Origin of the sequence: Cohaesibacter gelatinilyticus, assembly GCF_900215605.1 — a bacterium.
Classification (GTDB): Bacteria; Pseudomonadota; Alphaproteobacteria; order Rhizobiales; family Cohaesibacteraceae; genus Cohaesibacter; species Cohaesibacter gelatinilyticus.
On sequence record NZ_OBEL01000001.1, the window covers coordinates 99,419 to 117,014 of the forward strand.

General features: G+C 50.4%; 11 protein-coding genes and 1 pseudogene. 10 read left to right on the forward strand and 2 right to left on the reverse strand.

Going from position 1 to position 17,596, the window contains the following annotated elements:
• Positions 1-169: 169 nt before the first annotated feature.
• The gene (locus CRO57_RS00435; RefSeq protein WP_097151448.1) at positions 170-3,619 is read right to left on the reverse strand and encodes a pyruvate carboxylase; all 3,450 of its coding nucleotides are present in this window, start codon (positions 3,617-3,619) and stop codon (positions 170-172) included.
• 638 nt (positions 3,620-4,257) lie between these two features.
• On the opposite strand from CRO57_RS00435, the gene CRO57_RS00445 reads away from it, so the two are divergent.
• The 8 genes and pseudogenes from CRO57_RS00445 to CRO57_RS00475 all read left to right on the forward strand — a co-directional run bounded on the left by CRO57_RS00445 (position 4,258) and on the right by CRO57_RS00475 (position 12,320).
• On the forward strand, positions 4,258-5,619 hold the full coding sequence (locus tag CRO57_RS00445) for an extracellular solute-binding protein (protein WP_097151450.1): 1,362 nt from the start codon (positions 4,258-4,260) through the stop codon (positions 5,617-5,619).
• Positions 5,620-5,752: 133 nt separating this feature from the next.
• The gene (locus CRO57_RS00450; protein WP_097151451.1) at positions 5,753-7,066 is read left to right on the forward strand and encodes a carbohydrate ABC transporter permease; all 1,314 of its coding nucleotides are present in this window, start codon (positions 5,753-5,755) and stop codon (positions 7,064-7,066) included.
• A gap of 12 nt (positions 7,067-7,078) precedes the next feature.
• Positions 7,079-7,915: a carbohydrate ABC transporter permease gene (locus CRO57_RS00455; RefSeq protein ID WP_097151452.1), complete on the forward strand. Its 837-nt coding sequence runs from the start codon at positions 7,079-7,081 to the stop codon at positions 7,913-7,915.
• Positions 7,915-8,973 carry an ABC transporter ATP-binding protein gene (locus CRO57_RS00460; protein WP_097151453.1) on the forward strand — a complete coding sequence of 353 codons (1,059 nt, stop codon included), beginning with the start codon at positions 7,915-7,917 and terminating at the stop codon, positions 8,971-8,973. The genes CRO57_RS00455 and CRO57_RS00460 overlap by 1 nt, the downstream gene beginning before the upstream one ends.
• Positions 8,973-9,713: pseudogene (locus tag CRO57_RS25310) on the forward strand (glycerophosphodiester phosphodiesterase); the annotation flags it as partial. The gene CRO57_RS00460 and the pseudogene CRO57_RS25310, both read left to right, overlap by 1 nt.
• Positions 9,699-10,487, forward strand: a complete 789-nt coding sequence (locus CRO57_RS25315) for a glycerophosphodiester phosphodiesterase (RefSeq protein WP_425291269.1) — start codon at positions 9,699-9,701, stop codon at positions 10,485-10,487. The pseudogene CRO57_RS25310 and the gene CRO57_RS25315, both read left to right, overlap by 15 nt.
• On the forward strand, positions 10,484-11,509 hold the full coding sequence (locus tag CRO57_RS00470; RefSeq protein ID WP_097151454.1) for a LacI family DNA-binding transcriptional regulator: 1,026 nt from the start codon (positions 10,484-10,486) through the stop codon (positions 11,507-11,509). The genes CRO57_RS25315 and CRO57_RS00470 overlap by 4 nt, the downstream gene beginning before the upstream one ends.
• A 19-nt stretch (positions 11,510-11,528) precedes the next feature.
• Complete coding sequence (locus CRO57_RS00475; protein ID WP_170955883.1) at positions 11,529-12,320, forward strand: inositol monophosphatase family protein; 792 nt, start codon at positions 11,529-11,531, stop codon at positions 12,318-12,320.
• A 63-nt stretch (positions 12,321-12,383) separates the two neighbouring features.
• Here the strand turns inward: CRO57_RS00475 and CRO57_RS00480 are convergent, their stop codons facing one another.
• Positions 12,384-14,771 carry an EAL domain-containing protein gene (locus tag CRO57_RS00480; protein ID WP_170955884.1) on the reverse strand — a complete coding sequence of 796 codons (2,388 nt, stop codon included), beginning with the start codon at positions 14,769-14,771 and terminating at the stop codon, positions 12,384-12,386.
• A gap of 372 nt (positions 14,772-15,143) precedes the next feature.
• Here CRO57_RS00480 and CRO57_RS00485 point away from each other — a divergent pair, with 372 nt between their 5' ends.
• Positions 15,144-16,358 carry a multidrug effflux MFS transporter gene (locus CRO57_RS00485; protein WP_097151457.1) on the forward strand — a complete coding sequence of 405 codons (1,215 nt, stop codon included), beginning with the start codon at positions 15,144-15,146 and terminating at the stop codon, positions 16,356-16,358.
• A gap of 90 nt (positions 16,359-16,448) precedes the next feature.
• The gene (gene galE / locus CRO57_RS00490) at positions 16,449-17,447 is read left to right on the forward strand and encodes a UDP-glucose 4-epimerase GalE (protein WP_097151458.1); all 999 of its coding nucleotides are present in this window, start codon (positions 16,449-16,451) and stop codon (positions 17,445-17,447) included.
• Positions 17,448-17,596: the final 149 nt, after the last annotated feature.

The following is a 17,596-nucleotide window of genomic DNA, read 5'->3' on the forward strand; positions in this document are numbered from 1 at the left end:
GTCAGTCAGACCAAGACGGCACCCGCTCCTTGCCACAAAGCCCGAAAAGTCCGGTCATATGGGTCATTCTTTCCCCTCGCTGGTATAAGCACTTTCAAATATCAAGTTCAAACGAAAAAGGCCGGGTTCAATGAACCCGGCCTTTTCAGTCATTGCATTAGCCTGCTGTTTATTCGAACTCAATCAGCAGATCCTTGGCATCAATCTGGCCGCCTGCCTGTGCGTGAACAGACTTGACTATGCCATCCTGCTCGGCATGCAGGCCGGTTTCCATTTTCATGGCCTCAATTGTAAGGAGCAGATCGCCCTCGGCAACTTTTTGCCCAGCTGTCACAGCTACAGAGGCCACAACCCCCGGCATAGGGGCACCGACATGCTTTGCGTTGCCAGCTTCCGCCTTGGGGCGCTGAATGCTGCTTGCCTTGGCCTTGGCATCAGAAACGCGGATTACGCGTGGCTGGCCATTCAGTTCAAAGAAGACTTTGACCTCTCCATCTTCGTTGGTCTCTCCAACGGCAAGAAGGGTAATCTCCAACGTTTTTCCCGGATCAATCTCGGCAGTGACCTGCTCGCCTGGCTCCATACCATAAAAGAAGGTTCTGGTCGGCAAAGTGCGCACCGGACCATATCGGCGATGACGGCCCATATAGTCGAGGAAGACCTTTGGATACATCAGGTAGCCATTGAGGTCCTCGTCATCGACTTGAAAGCCCTCCAGCTCGGAAGACAGATCGCTACGGGTTTGTTCCAGATCAACCGGAGCCAGATGCTTGCCCGGGCGATCCAGATTTGGTGCTTCACCTTTCAGAACCTTGTTGAGAATTGCGTCCGGGAAGCCACCTTTGGGCTGACCCAAATTGCCTTTCATCATGTCAATGACACTGTCAGGGAAGGCGACATCACTGTTTGGATCTTCCACCTGTTCGCGAGTTAGACCCTGGCTGACCATCATCAGCGCCATATCGCCCACAACTTTGGAAGAAGGTGTCACTTTTACGATATCACCAAACATCTTGTTCACATCAGCATAGGACTGTGCCACTTCCGGCCAGCGTTCCTCCAGGCCAAGTGAGCGAGCCTGTGCTTTCAGGTTGGTGAACTGACCACCTGGCATCTCATGCAGGTAAACCTCAGAAGCCGGGGCTGCAAGGCCGCTTTCAAAGGCGACATATTGAGCGCGAACTCGCTCCCAATAGTCTGACATTTCACGGACATGGCCAATATCGAGGCCGGTGTCACGATCAGTATGACGCAATGCTTCCACAATGGAGCCGAGGCAGGCTTGAGAAGTGCCGCCGGAGAAGGCATCCATAGCCGCATCCGCGGCATCAACACCTGCATCTGCAGCTGCCAATATAGTGGCGGCAGATGCGCCGGATGTGTCATGAGTGTGGAAGTGGATCGGAAGGCCAACCTCTTCTTTCAACGCCCTGACCAGCACACGCGCCGCCGCAGGTTTCAAAAGACCAGCCATGTCTTTCAAACCCAGAATATGAGCGCCAGCAGCCTTCAGATCCTTACCCATGGAAACATAATAATTGAGATCATATTTCGCACGGTCGGGATCCAGAATATCACCTGTATAGCAGATGGTGCCTTCACAGATCTTGCCGCTTTCAACGACAGCATCCATGGCGACGCGCATATTTTCCACCCAGTTCAGGCTGTCGAACACGCGGAAGACATCAACACCGGTCTCTGCAGCCTGCTTTACAAAAGCCTGCACGACATTATCCGGATAGTTGGTATAGCCAACGCCATTGGAGGCGCGCAGTAGCATCTGGGTCAGAAGATTTGGCATGGCCTTGCGAAGATCGCGAAGACGCTGCCATGGGCATTCTTGCAGGAAGCGGTAAGCCACATCAAAGGTCGCACCACCCCAGCACTCCACGGAGAAAAGCGGAGAGAGATTACTTGCGTAAGCTGGGGCTGCCTTGATCATGTCAATGGAGCGCATACGAGTTGCCAGCAAGGATTGATGACCATCACGCATGGTAGTGTCGGTCAAAAGGAGCTTCTTTTGATCCAGCATCCAGTTGGCAACGGCTTGAGCACCTTTTTCTTCCAGAAGCGTACGAGTGCCAGCTGGTGGATTGATCGGATCGCCATGGCAGATCGGTGCTTTTGGTGCCTTCAGGGACGCATCGGGAATCGCTCTGCCAATGGTCTCGGGATGACCGTTGACAGTAATATCGGCAATATAGGTCAGAACCTTGGTGCCGCGGTCGCGACGCTTCTTGAAATCAAACAGCTCCGGCGTCTCATCGATGAACTTGGTGGTATAGCTGTCATCCAGAAAAGTCGGATGTTTGAGCAAGTTTTCAACAAAGGCAATATTGGTAGACACGCCGCGAATACGGAATTCGCGCAGTGCGCGATCCATGCGGGCAATAGCAGCTTCCGGGGTTTGGGCATGTGCGGTGACTTTGACCAGCAGTGAGTCATAATAACGTGTGATGACACCACCGGCATATGCAGTGCCACCATCCAAACGAATGCCCATGCCGGTTGCGGAACGGTAAGCGGTCAGGCGCCCATAATCGGGAATGAAATTATTTTGCGGATCTTCCGTTGTTATGCGGGTCTGCAAGGCATGGCCATTCAGACGAATTTCATCCTGAGAGGCTTTGCCAGTGGCATCAGCGATGGAAGCGCCTTCGGCTATGCGGATCTGCGCCTGTACGATATCAATGCCGGTGACTTCTTCGGTGACTGTATGTTCCACCTGAACACGTGGGTTCACTTCGATGAAGTAGAAATTGCCGCTTTCCATATCCATCAGGAATTCGACAGTACCTGCACATTCATAATTGACATGAGCGCAGATTTTGCGGCCAAGGGCGCAGATTTCATCCCGCTGTTCTTGCGTCAAATATGGGGCAGGGGCACGTTCGACCACTTTCTGGTTGCGGCGCTGAACGGAGCAATCGCGCTCATAAAGATGATACATGCCACCATGGCTATCACCCAGGATCTGTACCTCCACATGGCGAGCACGGGTGATCATCTTTTCCAGATAACCTTCGCCGTTGCCAAAGGCGGCTTCTGCCTCGCGGCGACCTTCCAGTACTTTTTCTTCAAGTTCGTCCGGGCCATGGATAGGGCGCATACCGCGTCCGCCGCCACCCCAGCTGGCTTTCAACATCAGCGGATAGCCAACCTCGGATGCTTCAGCTGCAATTGCGACCATGTCATCGCCCAGTACTTCGGTTGCCGGAATAACAGGCACACCAGCCTCAATCGCAACCCTGCGTGCCGAGGCCTTGTCACCCAGCGCACGCATGGTGGCAGCTTTGGGGCCGATGAAGGTGATGCCATTGGTCTCACAGGCATCTACGAATTCAGGATTCTCAGACAGCAGACCATAGCCAGGGTGAATGGCGTCAGCGCCAGACAATTTGGCAACCCGGATAATTTCATCAATCGACAGATAAGCCGCAACAGGGCCCATACCTTCCCCGATTTGATAGGCTTCATCAGCCTTGAAGCGATGAAGGCCGAGCTTGTCTTCCTCGGCATAAACCGCAACGGTCTTCTTGCCCATCTCGTTGGCTGCGCGCATTACACGAATCGCGATCTCGCCGCGGTTCGCAATCAGTATTTTCCGGAAGGATCCCATCAGATTATCCCAAATCTGGCGTCATACTGCTCGCGGCCCGCATTCAATGAGATCTGTTTCTCACGTCATGTGTTGGTATTTGGCGTTGGGCAGATGACAGGTGTCATGTCATTGCGAGGCGATCATAGTGCAAAGCAGCAAAGATGTCTTCCCGATGGGAGGTAAAATTTTTTTGCCAATTTTGCATATTTAAGAATAATAATTTCAGTTTATTTTCGGGATATTGGAGTTTGATGACGGAATGGGAATGAGTTGAAGGCGAATATGTGAAATAAAATTTACCAATAGCATTCTGCGGTTTTTTGCAAAACTGAACCAGAGAGAAGGGCGATTCGTGATTGGCAAAGAGCAATTTTTCAATGTAAAGGGTCGAAAAGGCGAGGTTCGGAGCTTCGGGTTGTGAGCGGTTTCATGTGCAGAGCGGTTCTTGCAGAGTAGAGAGGCAAGTGAATTCAATGATGTTCATTCACCGCCAAGATCGGCATAAAAGCTTTTTGAAACTGTAATCTGCCTGTCATGAAGGGGCGGTAGAGTTAGGTTATGCACACGCGTGCAATTTATATCCTTTACCATTTTGCACTCGTGTGCAAAAATTCGTTCATAACAAAAATGAACGATCACCCTTAAGGAGAAACCGGATGACCATAACCAAATCTCTCAAGGTGGCTGCTCTTACCGCAGCTGTTGCTCTTGCCTCTACTTCTGCGCCTGCTCTTGCAAAAGACTTCAATATCAGCATCTGGTCTGGTGGTTCCAACCAGAATGACAGCTATCGCGTCGAGGCGATCGAAATGGCTGCCGATATTCTGGAGCGCGAAGCGGCGATCCGTGGCGAGGAGCTGAACATCAAAGTTGAGTCCAAGCTGCACAATGACGGATGGGATAACTTCAAGCAGGCCATCACTCTGGCAGCAGAGTCCAAAACCGCGCCAAACATCATCGTAACCTCTCATGCTGATATCGCGCCTTGGTCGCAGTCCGGTCTGATCCGTCCGATCGAAGATTATGTCGACATGGACGCATGGCCGCTGAACCAGCTCTATCCAAACCTTGTTGAGATCACCTCTTACAATGATCAGGTCTGGGGTATCCCTCAGGATGCTGAATCTCGTCCCTTCTTCTTCTGGATTCCTCACATGAAGGCTATCGGTTACACCGATGAGCAGATTGCTGAGCTGCCAGCGAAAGTGAAATCTGGCGAATACACCCTTTATAATGTTCTGGAAGACGCCAAGAAAATTCAGGACAAAGGTCTTGTTGCCAAAGGCAAAGGTTTCTCCCCACGCGTTTCCAATGGCCCTGACTATTGGCAATTCTACCAAAGCTTTGGCGGCGTGATGAAGGACAAGGAGTCTGGCAAGCTGGTCTTCGACAAGCAGGCCATGACCGATATGTTCCAGTTCTTCGCAGATGCCGTGAAAATGGGCGTGACTTCCAAAACCCATCTTGGTGGCGATTGGAGCCAGTGGTATAGCGAAGTTGCCAACGGCAAAGCTGGCACCTGGCATGGTGGTACCTGGCATTATAAGCGTTACACAGGCAAAGAAGGTCTGGATGATTTCTTCGGCAACATTCAGTTCACATTGATCCCGGCTGGTAATAAAAAGGGTCGTGCCAACACCATCACCCATCCTCTGACCTATCTCGTCTCCAATACCGGTAATGACGAAGTTGCCGAAATTGCAGCGCAGCTGGTTGCAATCGCTTCCGAGCCACGTCTCAACTCCCTGCATGCCATCAAATCTGCTCATCTGGGTATCGGCACCGAGCAGTCCAAGGTCGAGCTGTATGCCAATGACCGTTGGGCATCTGAAGCAACCGAGCGATTGCTGACCTCCGCCAACGCAATGCCGAACCACACAAAGTTCGGTCAGTACTGGCAGATCATGTTCAAAGGTCTGGAATCCGCTTGGACCGGCCAGAAGCCTGTGGCTGACGCAGTCAACAATGTTGAAGCAGAACTGAAGTCCACTTTGGGTGACGACATTATCGTAAAGTAACGATAGCTTTTCACCCCTCCCAAGGCCGGATGCTTCTCCACAAGCGTCCGGCTATTGGAAGGACAATCATGCTCACAATGGATCTGCGCAAGGGACCTTCCTTGTGCGCAGATCCCTGCTAAGGATCATCAGGATGCGTTCGAAAATCAGCCTCCTGGGCCTCGGGTTCTTGACACCCGCTCTCGTTATGGTGGTGCTCTTTTTCCTGATTCCGGTTGTGCTGACCGGTGTCTTTGCCTTCACCAATATGAGTACGGCCACAGGGATTTCTGGCGGTGAATATCTGATCACCACCAACACGCTCAAATCCTTGAAGGGTCACGACGCCTTCGATAACAAGGTGCTGGAAAACCTGCAGGCAACAACCTATCTGGTGGATGCGGCGGCTCTGGCAAAAGCTGAAAAAGCTGGTGTTAAAAAGCCATTTCTCAAAGAGATTGAAAGCCGCCTGTCTGGCAAAAGCTTTGATAGTCGCCGTGCCTTCGAGCGCGCACTCAAGAAACTCAAAAACCGTCCCCGCAAGACGCGCGAGTTGAAAAAGGCAGCAGAATCTTTCTCTCGCTCCATTCTCAATCAACGCTATGCGCTTGAAGCAGACTTTGTCGCAGCGTTGAATGAGACTGGTATCAAGTTGACGGAAGTTCAGCATAATTTTCTGGTCGAGCGGGCCTACACCGGCTGGTCATGGACAACTGATAACTTCACGGCAATGTTCAAGAAGCCTGCAACCTGGTTCGTGGCGATGAACACTTTCATCTATGTCTCGCTTACCCTGTGCTTTAATGTCGGTTTCGGTCTGCTGTTGGCCATCACCACTTTCTATCTGCCATCCGGACAGGCTGCATTCTTCCGTGCTGTGTGGTTGCTCCCCCGCATTTCTCCGCCAGTGCTCTATGTCCTGCTCTGGAAATGGTTCACATGGGATACAGGGTTCCTTTCAAGCCTAGGCAGCTTCTTTGGTCTGCCCGCCCACAATTATATGCTCGGTTCTGTCGGTAACGCCTGGTCAGTCGTAATCCTGATCAATGGGTTCGTCGGTGCATCCATGGGCATGATCCTGTTCTCGAGCGCCATTCGTGCTATCCCGACCTCCATGCTGCAAGCAAGTGAGGTTGATGGAGCGAGCCGCTGGCAACAGGTTCGTCATATCATCCTGCCGCAATTGCGTTGGCCGATCCTGTTTGTTACCAGCTACACCACTTTGTCCCTGCTGACCTCGTTCGACTATATCCTGCTGTCCACCAAAGGCGGACCAGGCGGGTCAACCACGGTTTGGGCACTGGAAGCCTATTTCACCGCGCTCAACAACTATGCGGGTAATCTGGAATATGGCTATGGCGCTGCGATGGCGCTGGTTCTTGTTACCGTCGGCATCACTCTGTCCCTTCTCTATCTGCGACTGTTCAAGTTCGATGATCTTGTCTCTCGCCCGAAAATTGAAGGATAGGAGGATCGGATCATGAAACAAGAAAATACCCGTAACTTTACCTCCTGGCCGGTGCTGCTCTTGTTGGGGATGCTCTCTTCCCCAATCCTGATCATGTATCTGTATCTCTTCATTGATACGATCACCAATACCGAGCCCGGCTCACTGGTGCCAAACGAGTTCACATTGGAGCATTGGCGTTTCCTGTGGGAGACCGATACAGGATCCACTTCTGTATGGGTAGCTACGCGCAATACCGTGATCTTTGCCACCACCAATGCCAGTATCATTCTGGGCGTATCACTGACAGCAGGCTATGCTCTGTCTCGTCTGAACTTGCCTTTCCGCCGCTTCTTCCTGGCGGGTGTACTGGCATTGCATGCCTTTCCAACCATCACCTTGGTCATTGCTCTCTTCATCGTGCTACAAATGGTTGGTCTCTATAACACCTTGATCGGCGTAATCTTCATCAAGTCAGCCTTGATGCTGCCATTCGGCATTTGGGTGATGAAAGGCTTCTATGACACTGTGCCATGGGAAATCGAGATGGCAGGTGTTCAAGATGGTGCATCACGCTTCACCGTATGGCGTCGTCTGGTCCTGCCGCAAATTCAACCGGGCCTGATTGCCCTGGGTGTGTTTGCGTTCCTCGACGGCTGGAGTGAATACATCCTGCCGCAGATTTTTGCACCGGATGCGGATGTTCAGGTTCTGTCGGTTTATCTGGCGTCACTGATCGCCGATGATCAGAAATTCGACTTCAACCTGTTCAAGTCAATCGGTCTCTTCTATGTGGTTCCGGTTATCATTCTTTATCTCATCTTCCAGAACAAACTGATGAACATTTATGGCGGAGGCAGCAAAGGCTGATGCGTATCAAACTCGACCAATTTACCAAAAGCTTTGGTGAAGTAACCGTCATCGATCAGATGGATCTGGAAATCAATGATGGTGAAATGCTGGCCCTGCTCGGACCGTCGGGCTGCGGCAAGTCAACCACTTTGTTTGCCATTTGCGGTATTCATCAAATCAACGGCGGCCGCATTCTGTTTGGCGACAAGGATGTGACCCGTACAACAGCTCAAACCCGCAACGTGGGTGTGGTGTTCCAGAATTATGCGCTCTATCCGCATATGTCGATCTTCGACAATATCGCTTTCCCTCTGACTGTCAGGAAGGAAAGCAAGGAGCTCATCAAGAAGGAAGTCCATGCCATTGCAGATCTCGTGCATATTGGCAACCTGCTCGAGCGAAAGCCCTCTCAGCTCTCCGGTGGTCAGCAGCAGCGTGTAGCTCTGGCTCGTGCTCTGATCCGTCGACCGGATGTGCTGCTACTTGATGAGCCATTGGCCAATCTGGATGCCAAACTGCGTCTGGAAATGCGCTCGGAAATCCGCCGCATTCAGTTGGAGACAGGCATCACTGCCGTTCTGGTGACCCATGATCAGGTTGAAGCCATGTCCATGTGTGACCGCATCGCCATCATGGATCAGGGCAAGATCCTGCAGGTGGCATCGCCAACCGAGATGTATGACAATCCGATCACGGATTTTGTGGCTGGTTTTCTTGGTAACCCGCCAATCGCCTTCCTGGAAGGGAAGTTGGACAATGGGAAAGTAAAACTCGAGGGCTCTGAGTTTTCTCTCCCATTGCCCGGCGCGATTAGCGGATTGTCCGAAGGTGATTATGTCAAGTTGGGTGTGCGTCCAGAACATGTCGGGCAAGGGCAGGGGACGGAGTTGCCGGGTAAAATCAGCTTTGTCGAAACGCAAGGGCGTGAGAATCTATACGATATGACGTTGGATAACAGCTCCATTCTACGCTCAATCCAGCCGGTTCGTCATGATATTGCATTGGGTCAAAGCATAAGCTGGACTGTTGATACTGAGCGTATGCTCGTTTTCAACTCGCAAGGAAACCGTCTCTGATGTCTATGCATGCCAAATGCCAATCCCTGAAATGGCCAGCCAGCCGCTTTGGTGGGCCACGCATCATCGGCCACCGTGGTGCCAGCCACCATGCCGTGGAAAATACCCTTTCTGCCTTTCAGCTGGCCAGTGAGCTAGGGGCTGATATGTGGGAACTGGATGTTCGCCAGACCAAGGATGGCGTTTGCGTTGTCTCCCATGATGATGATCTGGAACGGGTTTTTGGCGTGCAGAAAAGACTCTCTTCCATGACCGCATATGAACTTGCGGCCATGGAGGATGTTGCCATACCAACCCTTGCCGAGGTTATCGCGTTGGCGAACCAGCTCGGTACCGGTCTCTATATCGAGATCAAGGGTGAGGGGGCCGGTATGGCCGCGTTGGACGAGCTGAAAGAAGCTAATTTTGCTTACGCAGCTCTTGGTTCTTTCATTGCAGAATGGATCGCAGAACTCGCTGATAGCGATTGCCCCTATCCGCTGGCAGTGCTGGTTCGTGTGGATGAGGATCCGTTTGAGCGTGCAAAGACTGCCAAGTCGGATGCCATTCATCTGTGCTGGGAACGTGCGGATGATAATCCTCATGAATTGCTGACGTCGGAGCTTTTCGACCGTGCTCGTGAAGAAGGACAGGAGATCGTGCTCTGGCATGAAGAGCGCCCACATGTGATCCGCGCTGTCATGACCATGAACGTGCAAGCCGTTTGCTCGGATCGACCCGAATTGATGGTACCTTATGCAAATTCGCCATCACGTCCTTCACTTTTCCCCAAGGGGCCAGAGGTTTGTTGTCATCGTGGGGTTAATAAACTGGCGCCGGAAAATACCATGTCCGCAGGTCGATTGACTTTTGATCAGGATTTTGACTGGTTGGAAATCGACGTGCACGAGACTGCCGATAGCGAGCTAGTCGTTATTCACGATAATACATTGGATCGTACGACCAATGGTCGGGGATCGGTTGCCAACTATCGTCTAGATGAACTGCGCAACCTTGACGCTGGAGACTGGTTTGCCCATCAGTTCAAAGGTGAGCAAATTCCAACCATGAAAGAGGTGATCACTCTTGCGCAAAATCATGGCAAAGGCCTCTATATCGAGATCAAACAGGGTGATCCACAAAAGATCCTGAGTGTCGTCGAGGATATGAATTTTCTGGGCCATTGCTTCTTCTGGAGCTTTGACTGGTCTTGCATTGAAGAGCTTCGTGCACTTTCGCCAGAAGCACGTCTTATGGCAAGAAGTCTTGATTTTCATACTGTTGCAGATGCCGTCAAAAGTGTGCGGGCCGAGATCATTGAAATCAACATGAGTGAAGACTTCGAGCCACTGGTTGCAGCAGCCAAAGCAACCAATGCTCGTCTCATGCTTTGCTATATGGGAGCAGATATTGCAATTTTTGAGCGCATGATTGAGCTTGAACCCCATATGGTAAATGTGAATCACTCCCATATCTGGAAAGAAGTCTGGTTCAACCATTGCCGAAAGCAACAAGAAAAGATTGCGTGCCAATGAAGCGTGAAGAGGAAGAATTCAGCCGCCAGGTGACGGCATTGGATGTGGCCAAGCATGCCGGAGTATCACGCTCTGCGGTTTCTCGCACTTTCACACCGGGTGCCAGTGTTTCTGCATCCACCCGTGAGAAGGTGATGAAGGCGGCTGATGAACTTGGCTATCGCGTAAACCAGCTGGCGCGGAGCCTCATCAACAAACGCTCGGATTTGGTTGGAATCGTTGCGGCTAATATGGATAATCCCTTCCGTGCGCAGCAGGTTGAGCATATGGCTCGTGAGTTGGTGGAGCAAAATTTTCGCCCGATCCTGCTTCCAGCGGAAGGAGAAGAAAATCCAAGCCGTGTGATTGGCATGCTGCTGGAATATAATGTATCTGGGGTAATTGTAACTTCGGATACCCCTCCTCAGAGTATTTGTCAGGAATGTGTCTCGCTCGGTGTACCAATGGTTCTGATCAACAAGGGCGAGATTGATGCCAGTGTTGATCGGGTATTGCTCGATAATGAAACATCCGGACGTATCGCTGCCCGGCATCTCTACGATAAAGGGTGCCGTCAGTTGGCAAGCATTGGTTCGGATAAGCCATCCTACTCGCTGAGCGTGCGCGTGAAGAGCTTTCAAGCTGCTTGCAAAGAGCTGGGAATGAATGCGCCAGGTCACTTCTCCGCTCCAATCTCGGATTATAATGGTGGTTTCACGGCAGCAGAAGCCATGCTTCGCGACATGCCAGATGTTGATGGTGCTTTTTGCATTACCGACTATATGGCTTTGGGCAGCCTCGACTATTTCCGCCTTAGATCAGATCGAAAGGTCCCGGATGATCTGAAAGTCATCGGTTGTGATGACATTTTGCAGGCGAGTTGGGCAGGATATGACCTGACGACCATCCGACAAGATACACGTTTATTGGCGAAACAGGTGGTTGGTGCCCTGACAGCGCGTTTTAAGAACCCACTCGCTCCCCCCGATATTCGCATGGTCGATGTCAGTGTGGTTGAGCGGGCAACAACAAAAACCTCATAAGGGACAGGATTTCTATCGGATGCAAGAGCGTTACCAGGCAGCACAGCGTGTGGCCAAAGCGGCCGGAAAACTGGCACTTGACCACCTCTCCTCCATGCAAGCAGGGGAGTTGGAAATTGAGGTTAAGGGATTGCAGGATTTCGTAACCCATGCCGATCGTGATGTTGAAAATTTTATCAAGCGCGAATTGTCCGCTCTTTTTCCCGGCGATGGCTATTGGGGCGAGGAATCGGAGCGAGCACGTGGCAAGAATGGATTGACCTGGGTCATTGACCCTATCGATGGGACAGCCAATTTCATTCGCGGGATTGACCAATGGGGTATCTCCATCGCTCTGGTTTCCGGGGAACGGGTGGAGATTGGCGTTATTTATGATCCGATGCGTGACATCCTCTATCATTGTCGGCATGGACAGGGAGCCATGCAAAATGGGCAAACCATGCCGCAATTGAATTCCGGGAATACACGACCAGCTGACGCATTGATCATTCTTGGGCAGTCCCGCCGAATTGGTTTCGATGTTTATCTCAACACGTTGAAATATCTTCATGAACAAGAAGTCGAGCATCGTCGGTTTGGGTCAGCGGCTTTGGGTCTTGCTCAGGCCGCAGAAGGATTGGTTGATGCTTATTTTGAAGCTGATCTCAATCCATGGGACTGTCTCGCAGGACTGTTGTTGATTGAGGAATGCGGCGGTGTCGTTGTCTCAGGGCAGCAGATGTTGAAAGATTTGAGTAATTATCCGGTTGCAGCGGGCAAGGTTTGCTTGCGACAGGAATTGACACATCTGGTCGGCTTGTCCGGCAGGTAAGTGGCTGTCATACATGCGAAAACCCCAGATCCCGATAAAGGATGAATTCCTGGTTCAGATTGATTACATTGAGTAGATTTCCTTGCCTGCCAAAAGAGCCTTGGCTGGTTGGGAAACGATAGGGTGCGTATTTGGATCAGCCAGCACTCCCTTGTTGAGGCCCTTATGCATCCATTCCGTCATATCTGCAAAGCTCATGGGTTTTGCAACCATATAGCCCTGAATGGAGCATTTGGAGATATGTGAAACAGCCTTGAATTGTTCGTAAGTCTCAACACCTTCACAGACCACATGCAACTGCATGAGCTTGGACATGGACATGACCACGCCTACGATGGCCTGTCCTTTGGAATTATTCTCAATATTCTGAACGAAACTGCGATCTATCTTGATACCATCGATTGGCACACTTGAGAGATGCGAGAGTGAGGCGTAGCCAGTGCCGAAATCATCCAGCTCCACATGAATGCCCCGTTGACGGAAGGTTTCCAGAATGTTCGAGATATCGGCATGCGGATCATCCAGCAAGCAGGATTCTACAAACTCTACGGCCAGACAATCAGGTGCCAGATCAAAGCGCTGCATCGTGGAGAAGAAATCATCCAGTAATGATGTGCGCTTCAGGTGGGATGGTGACAGATTGATTGCCACCTTGCCAAAGTCGAGATCCAGGTCTGTCCACTGTCTTGCTGCAGACATGGCCTTTTCAAAAACAAGGCAGCCCAATTGCGAAGCAAGGCCATTTGTTTCGCTGACATCAAGGAACATACTGGGCGGCACAAGACCGTGTTCAGGGTGATTCCAGCGTATCAAAGCTTCTATGCCGGTCAGGCTTTCGTCTGAAGAACTAACTTGCGGTTGGAAATAGAGATCAAGCTGATCCTCTTCAATGGCAACACGCAATTCACTTTCGATTCGGGATTCCAGATCCACTTGTTCCTTCATTTCGGATGTGAAGAATTGATAACCGTCTCGTCCAAGCTCCTTGGTTTTATAAAGTGCCAGATCAGAGAAAACCATCAGGCTTTCACGATCAGTTCCGTCTTCGGGATACCGCGCAATACCAAGGCTAACAGTGGGCCAGAATGTCTTGCTTTCAAAATGCACAGGAATGGAAATGAGATCGGTCACTTCCTGGCATATTTCATCCAACGGAATATCGCCCTTGCGTTCCACCAGAGCAATGAATTCGTCTCCCCCCCAACGGTAGGGTTTGAAACTGCTGATCTGATTGCTGAACAGACTGAGACGTTCGCCAACGGTTTTGAGCAGGAAATCGCCCCCTGCATGCCCCATCGTATCGTTGACGCGTTTGAAGTTATCGAGATCAATCTGAACAATCGCAAACTTGCTGGCTGAAGAAATTTGCGAGAAGTGGGTATCAAGGTCTTTCTGACATCGTGCACGATTGGGTAACGTGGTCAGTTCATCATAAAAAGCAATATGTTCGAGTTTATCTTTGGTATCGCGAAGTTCAGCCTCTCTCCGGCGGTGATTGGTAACATCAATCAGGGTAACAATGGTATCGCCATTATCGAGCTTGCGTTCGGAAATGATCAATTGCTGACCGTTATTGAGTGTAATTTCCCGCTCATTGTCCTGATTGCTGTTGCGATAGGCAACATGTTCTGCAATCCAGGTTTCTACATCTTCATCCCCGATGCTCCAAATGCCCGCTTCGACCCCCTTGAACAGGAAGTCTTCAAATGGCAAACCGGCATTCAAGCTATCTTTGATATCCGCATAAACCCGGCGGAAGGTTTTGTTTGCCATGACCAAACGGCCATCTTTGTCCCAAATCACAAATCCATTGCGCATGGAATTGATCGCCGAGATCAAATGCTTGTGAGTTTTGGCTTGTTCGTCTCGCGCTGTTCTTAGACGCTCGGTGGCAATCAGGGATTCCTGACGTTTGGTCTGCAGCTCGGATAAGGTGTTTTCTTGTTCGGTAACATCAAGATAAGTGGTTAGAAAGCCACCACTTGGAAGAGGTATACCTCTGATGTCCAGAACTCGACCAGAGCTCGTCCTACGCTTGAGCTCGTGAGGAACAGGGTTTCTTGCAAGCTTCACCCGCTTGCTGACTTGCTCGTCCTTGTTACAGGTCCCATATTCTCCACGTTCTGCATTAAAACGAATGATGTCTTCAAATGTGCAGCCGACCTTTAGCTGATCTTCCGGCAGGTCGAGGAGATGGTAGAAATCCTTGTTTGCCATTTTGAGAGTCAGATCGCCATCGAAATAACTTAAACCACCAGGAAAATACTCGAAGATGGAATTGAGCAGGCTGACATCGGCCATGGCCCGGCGAGCATTTCTGCTATGAATCAGGTAAGTAAGGCCTGAGGTGATTGCAATAATGAGGCATGCCAACACAAGTATGAAGATTACTTCCGGATGAGCTTCAAGTCCCCCCTCAGCATGATGGCTTTGCAGATTATCGTTTGACATCAGCCAGGCAATAATTGTTCCGATCACAATGATCGGAAGACCTAGCAATAACACAGTTGTAAATCGCAACCGTATTTCACTACGCTGTATTACTTCCCGGAGGTCTCGAAAGGCCATTAAGGATATCCCCATTACTTAGGCTCATCCCGCAGTGTGGCGTAAAATAGTTGATAATCTAATAAGCAGCCATCACGTATCGGGGCGTCAATACAGTGTCGACAGGAATGGAGGGAAAGATAAACTTTTGTGTCCAATGTCTGGCTTCGCTTGTCGAGCGATGCTATAGGAGCGAATTGATCCCAGTATGGGATGGTTTGACATAATCAGTTTTGTCTTCTCTATATTTTTCTCCAAAGCCGGAAACTTCTTTTCATGGAACAGAGCAAGCCTTCGAGCCAGCAGCTCTCCTTCAAGGAATTTGTTGCCCTGATGGCACTATTGATGTCCCTGGTTGCTCTCAGCACGGATGCAATGCTGCCTGCTTTGCAGGTGATGGGAGAGGATCTGTCTGTTGCCTCTTTTCAAGATATCCAACTGGTCGTTACAATCCTGTTTTTGGGCATGGCAATAGGCCAATTCTTCTATGGTCCGCTATCTGATCAGATAGGGCGCAAGAAAGGAATTTACATTGGCCTCATACTCTTCATTCTGGGAAGCATCCTGAGTTGGTTTGCTGAAGATTTCTCGACGATGCTGGCAGGTCGTTTCTTGCAAGGATTGGGGGCTGCTGGATCAAAAATCGTCGTAGTTGCCATGATACGTGACCTTTTTGCGGGCGCCTCCATGGCGAGGGTCATGTCCTTTATCATGGGTGTTTTTATTCTGGTGCCGGTTTTGGCACCGGCGATGGGGCAGGCTATCTTTCTGCTTTGGGGATGGCGCGCCATTTTCTTTTCTTTCATCCTTCTCGGACTCCTCGGGGGGTTATGGCTCGCTATTCGGCAGCGGGAAACCTTGTTGCCTGAGAGACGGATCCTTGTGACCCCGTCCAATCTCTGGGACGGGACTTGCCAGACTTTCAGGACACCGACGGCACTGGGATATATGTTGGCTTCAGGCATCATATTTGGCCCATTTGTTGGATATCTAAGTTCAGCCCAACAAATCTTCCAATCTGTCTATGGTGTAGGGCAGGCCTTCCCTTATTATTTTGCAGCCTTGGCATTATCGATTGGATTGGCATCAATGCTGAATGGACGCATCGTCATGTCTATTGGAATGGTCCCATTGGTGCGAATTGCGCTGACAACAAGCACTGTCGTTGCCGCAGCTTTTTTAACTGCGTCCTATTTTTATGATTTCGTGCCGCCCTTTGGCCTGTTTGTCGTCAGTTTCATTCTGCTATTCTTTGCCAATGGTATTCTGTTTGGAAATTTGAACAGTTTGGCGATGGAAGATGTAGGCGAGATCGCTGGGATCGCATCAGCAATTATTGGTGCGATCAGCACATTCCTTGCAATGTTTATTGCTTGGATCATAGGCAGATTTTATGACGAGACATTGCTGCCTCTGACTGTTGCTTTCGTGATTTCGGGTTTGTTAACTCTGTTCATCGTCAAGCGTGTAACTGCACTTGAGCGCCAATAAAATGGACCTGAAACAACCATATATTATCTCTTTTTGATAATATTGGTGTCCAGAATTCCCCATACACGTTTCGAGAAGCAGGTTTGAGTGATGACGATTTTGGTAACTGGTGGCTGCGGATATATTGGAAGTCACATGACCTGGACCCTGAAAGATCAGGGACGAGATGTGGTTGTTTTCGATAATCTGTCGACGGGCTTTACAAACCAGATACCAGCGGATGTGCCTTTGATTGTCGGTGATATTGATGATCAGGCGCTAGTCGCCAAGGTTATTGATGACCACAATGTGGAAGCCATTATCCATTTTGCAGGATCCATAGTTGTACCGGAATCCATAACCGATCCGCTTGGTTATTATCTTAACAATACGGTTAAATCCCGATCCTTGATTGAAAATGCCGTAAAGGCCAAGCTCAAGGCTTTCATCTTTTCTTCAACCGCAGCGGTCTATGGAAATCCGCAAGACACATCGCGTCCCTTGATAGAAGATCTGGCACTTGATCCGATTTCGCCATATGGATCTTCCAAGTTAATGACCGAGATCATGTTGCGTGATGCCAGCCGTGCATATGGTTTGCGGTATGCCGCTCTTCGATATTTCAATGTTGCGGGAGCCGACCCGAAAGGGCGAACCGGTCAATCAACGCCTGAAGCAACCCATTTGATAAAAGTCGCCAATCAGGTTGCATTGGGCCAACGCGAGAGACTTGCTGTTTTCGGCACTGATTATCCAACACCTGATGGAACATGCATACGCGATTACATTCACGTCAGTGATTTGGCTGCGGCACATGCGTTGGCTTTGCAGGTCTTGCTGGATGGGCAGGATAGCTTCGTTGCCAATGCAGGTTATGGACAGGGTTATTCGGTTTTGGAAGTGGTGAAAGCTGTACGGGAGCAGGTGAACGGGGCATTTGATGTCGAAATGACGGATCGCCGTCCGGGAGATCCTGCGCAATTGGTAGCTGACTCCTCGCGCTTGCGATCTCTGACTGGTTGGCAGCCGGAGCATAATGATCTGGACCAGATTGTACGTGATGCTCTGAATTGGGAGCGCCATCTGATTGAACAATCAGTATCTGGTTAAGCCCTCTCAAGGGGCATAGGTCTATAGGTTGATGCCTGTCTTCCCTCCCAATTGTACGCGAATGCAAATCAGGTTCCGGTACAATCATGAGTGAGAAATCAAACAGATCAATCTTTTCATTCACTTGCAGCGGAGTGGCTCACCAGCAG

Coding starts and splice junctions, on each gene's coding strand:
- CRO57_RS00485 (WP_097151457.1), top strand. CDS start 15,144: ATGGAACAGAGCAAGCCTTCGAGCCAGCAGCTCTCCTTCAAGGAATTT.
- galE (WP_097151458.1), top strand. CDS start 16,449: ATGACGATTTTGGTAACTGGTGGCTGCGGATATATTGGAAGTCACATG.
- CRO57_RS00445 (WP_097151450.1), top strand. CDS start 4,258: ATGACCATAACCAAATCTCTCAAGGTGGCTGCTCTTACCGCAGCTGTT.
- CRO57_RS00435 (WP_097151448.1), bottom strand. CDS start 3,619: ATGGGATCCTTCCGGAAAATACTGATTGCGAACCGCGGCGAGATCGCG.
- CRO57_RS00470 (WP_097151454.1), top strand. CDS start 10,484: ATGAAGCGTGAAGAGGAAGAATTCAGCCGCCAGGTGACGGCATTGGAT.
- CRO57_RS00455 (WP_097151452.1), top strand. CDS start 7,079: ATGAAACAAGAAAATACCCGTAACTTTACCTCCTGGCCGGTGCTGCTC.
- CRO57_RS00450 (WP_097151451.1), top strand. CDS start 5,753: ATGCGTTCGAAAATCAGCCTCCTGGGCCTCGGGTTCTTGACACCCGCT.
- CRO57_RS00475 (WP_170955883.1), top strand. CDS start 11,529: ATGCAAGAGCGTTACCAGGCAGCACAGCGTGTGGCCAAAGCGGCCGGA.
- CRO57_RS00480 (WP_170955884.1), bottom strand. CDS start 14,771: ATGTCAAACGATAATCTGCAAAGCCATCATGCTGAGGGGGGACTTGAA.
- CRO57_RS00460 (WP_097151453.1), top strand. CDS start 7,915: ATGCGTATCAAACTCGACCAATTTACCAAAAGCTTTGGTGAAGTAACC.
- CRO57_RS25315 (WP_425291269.1), top strand. CDS start 9,699: ATGGTACCTTATGCAAATTCGCCATCACGTCCTTCACTTTTCCCCAAG.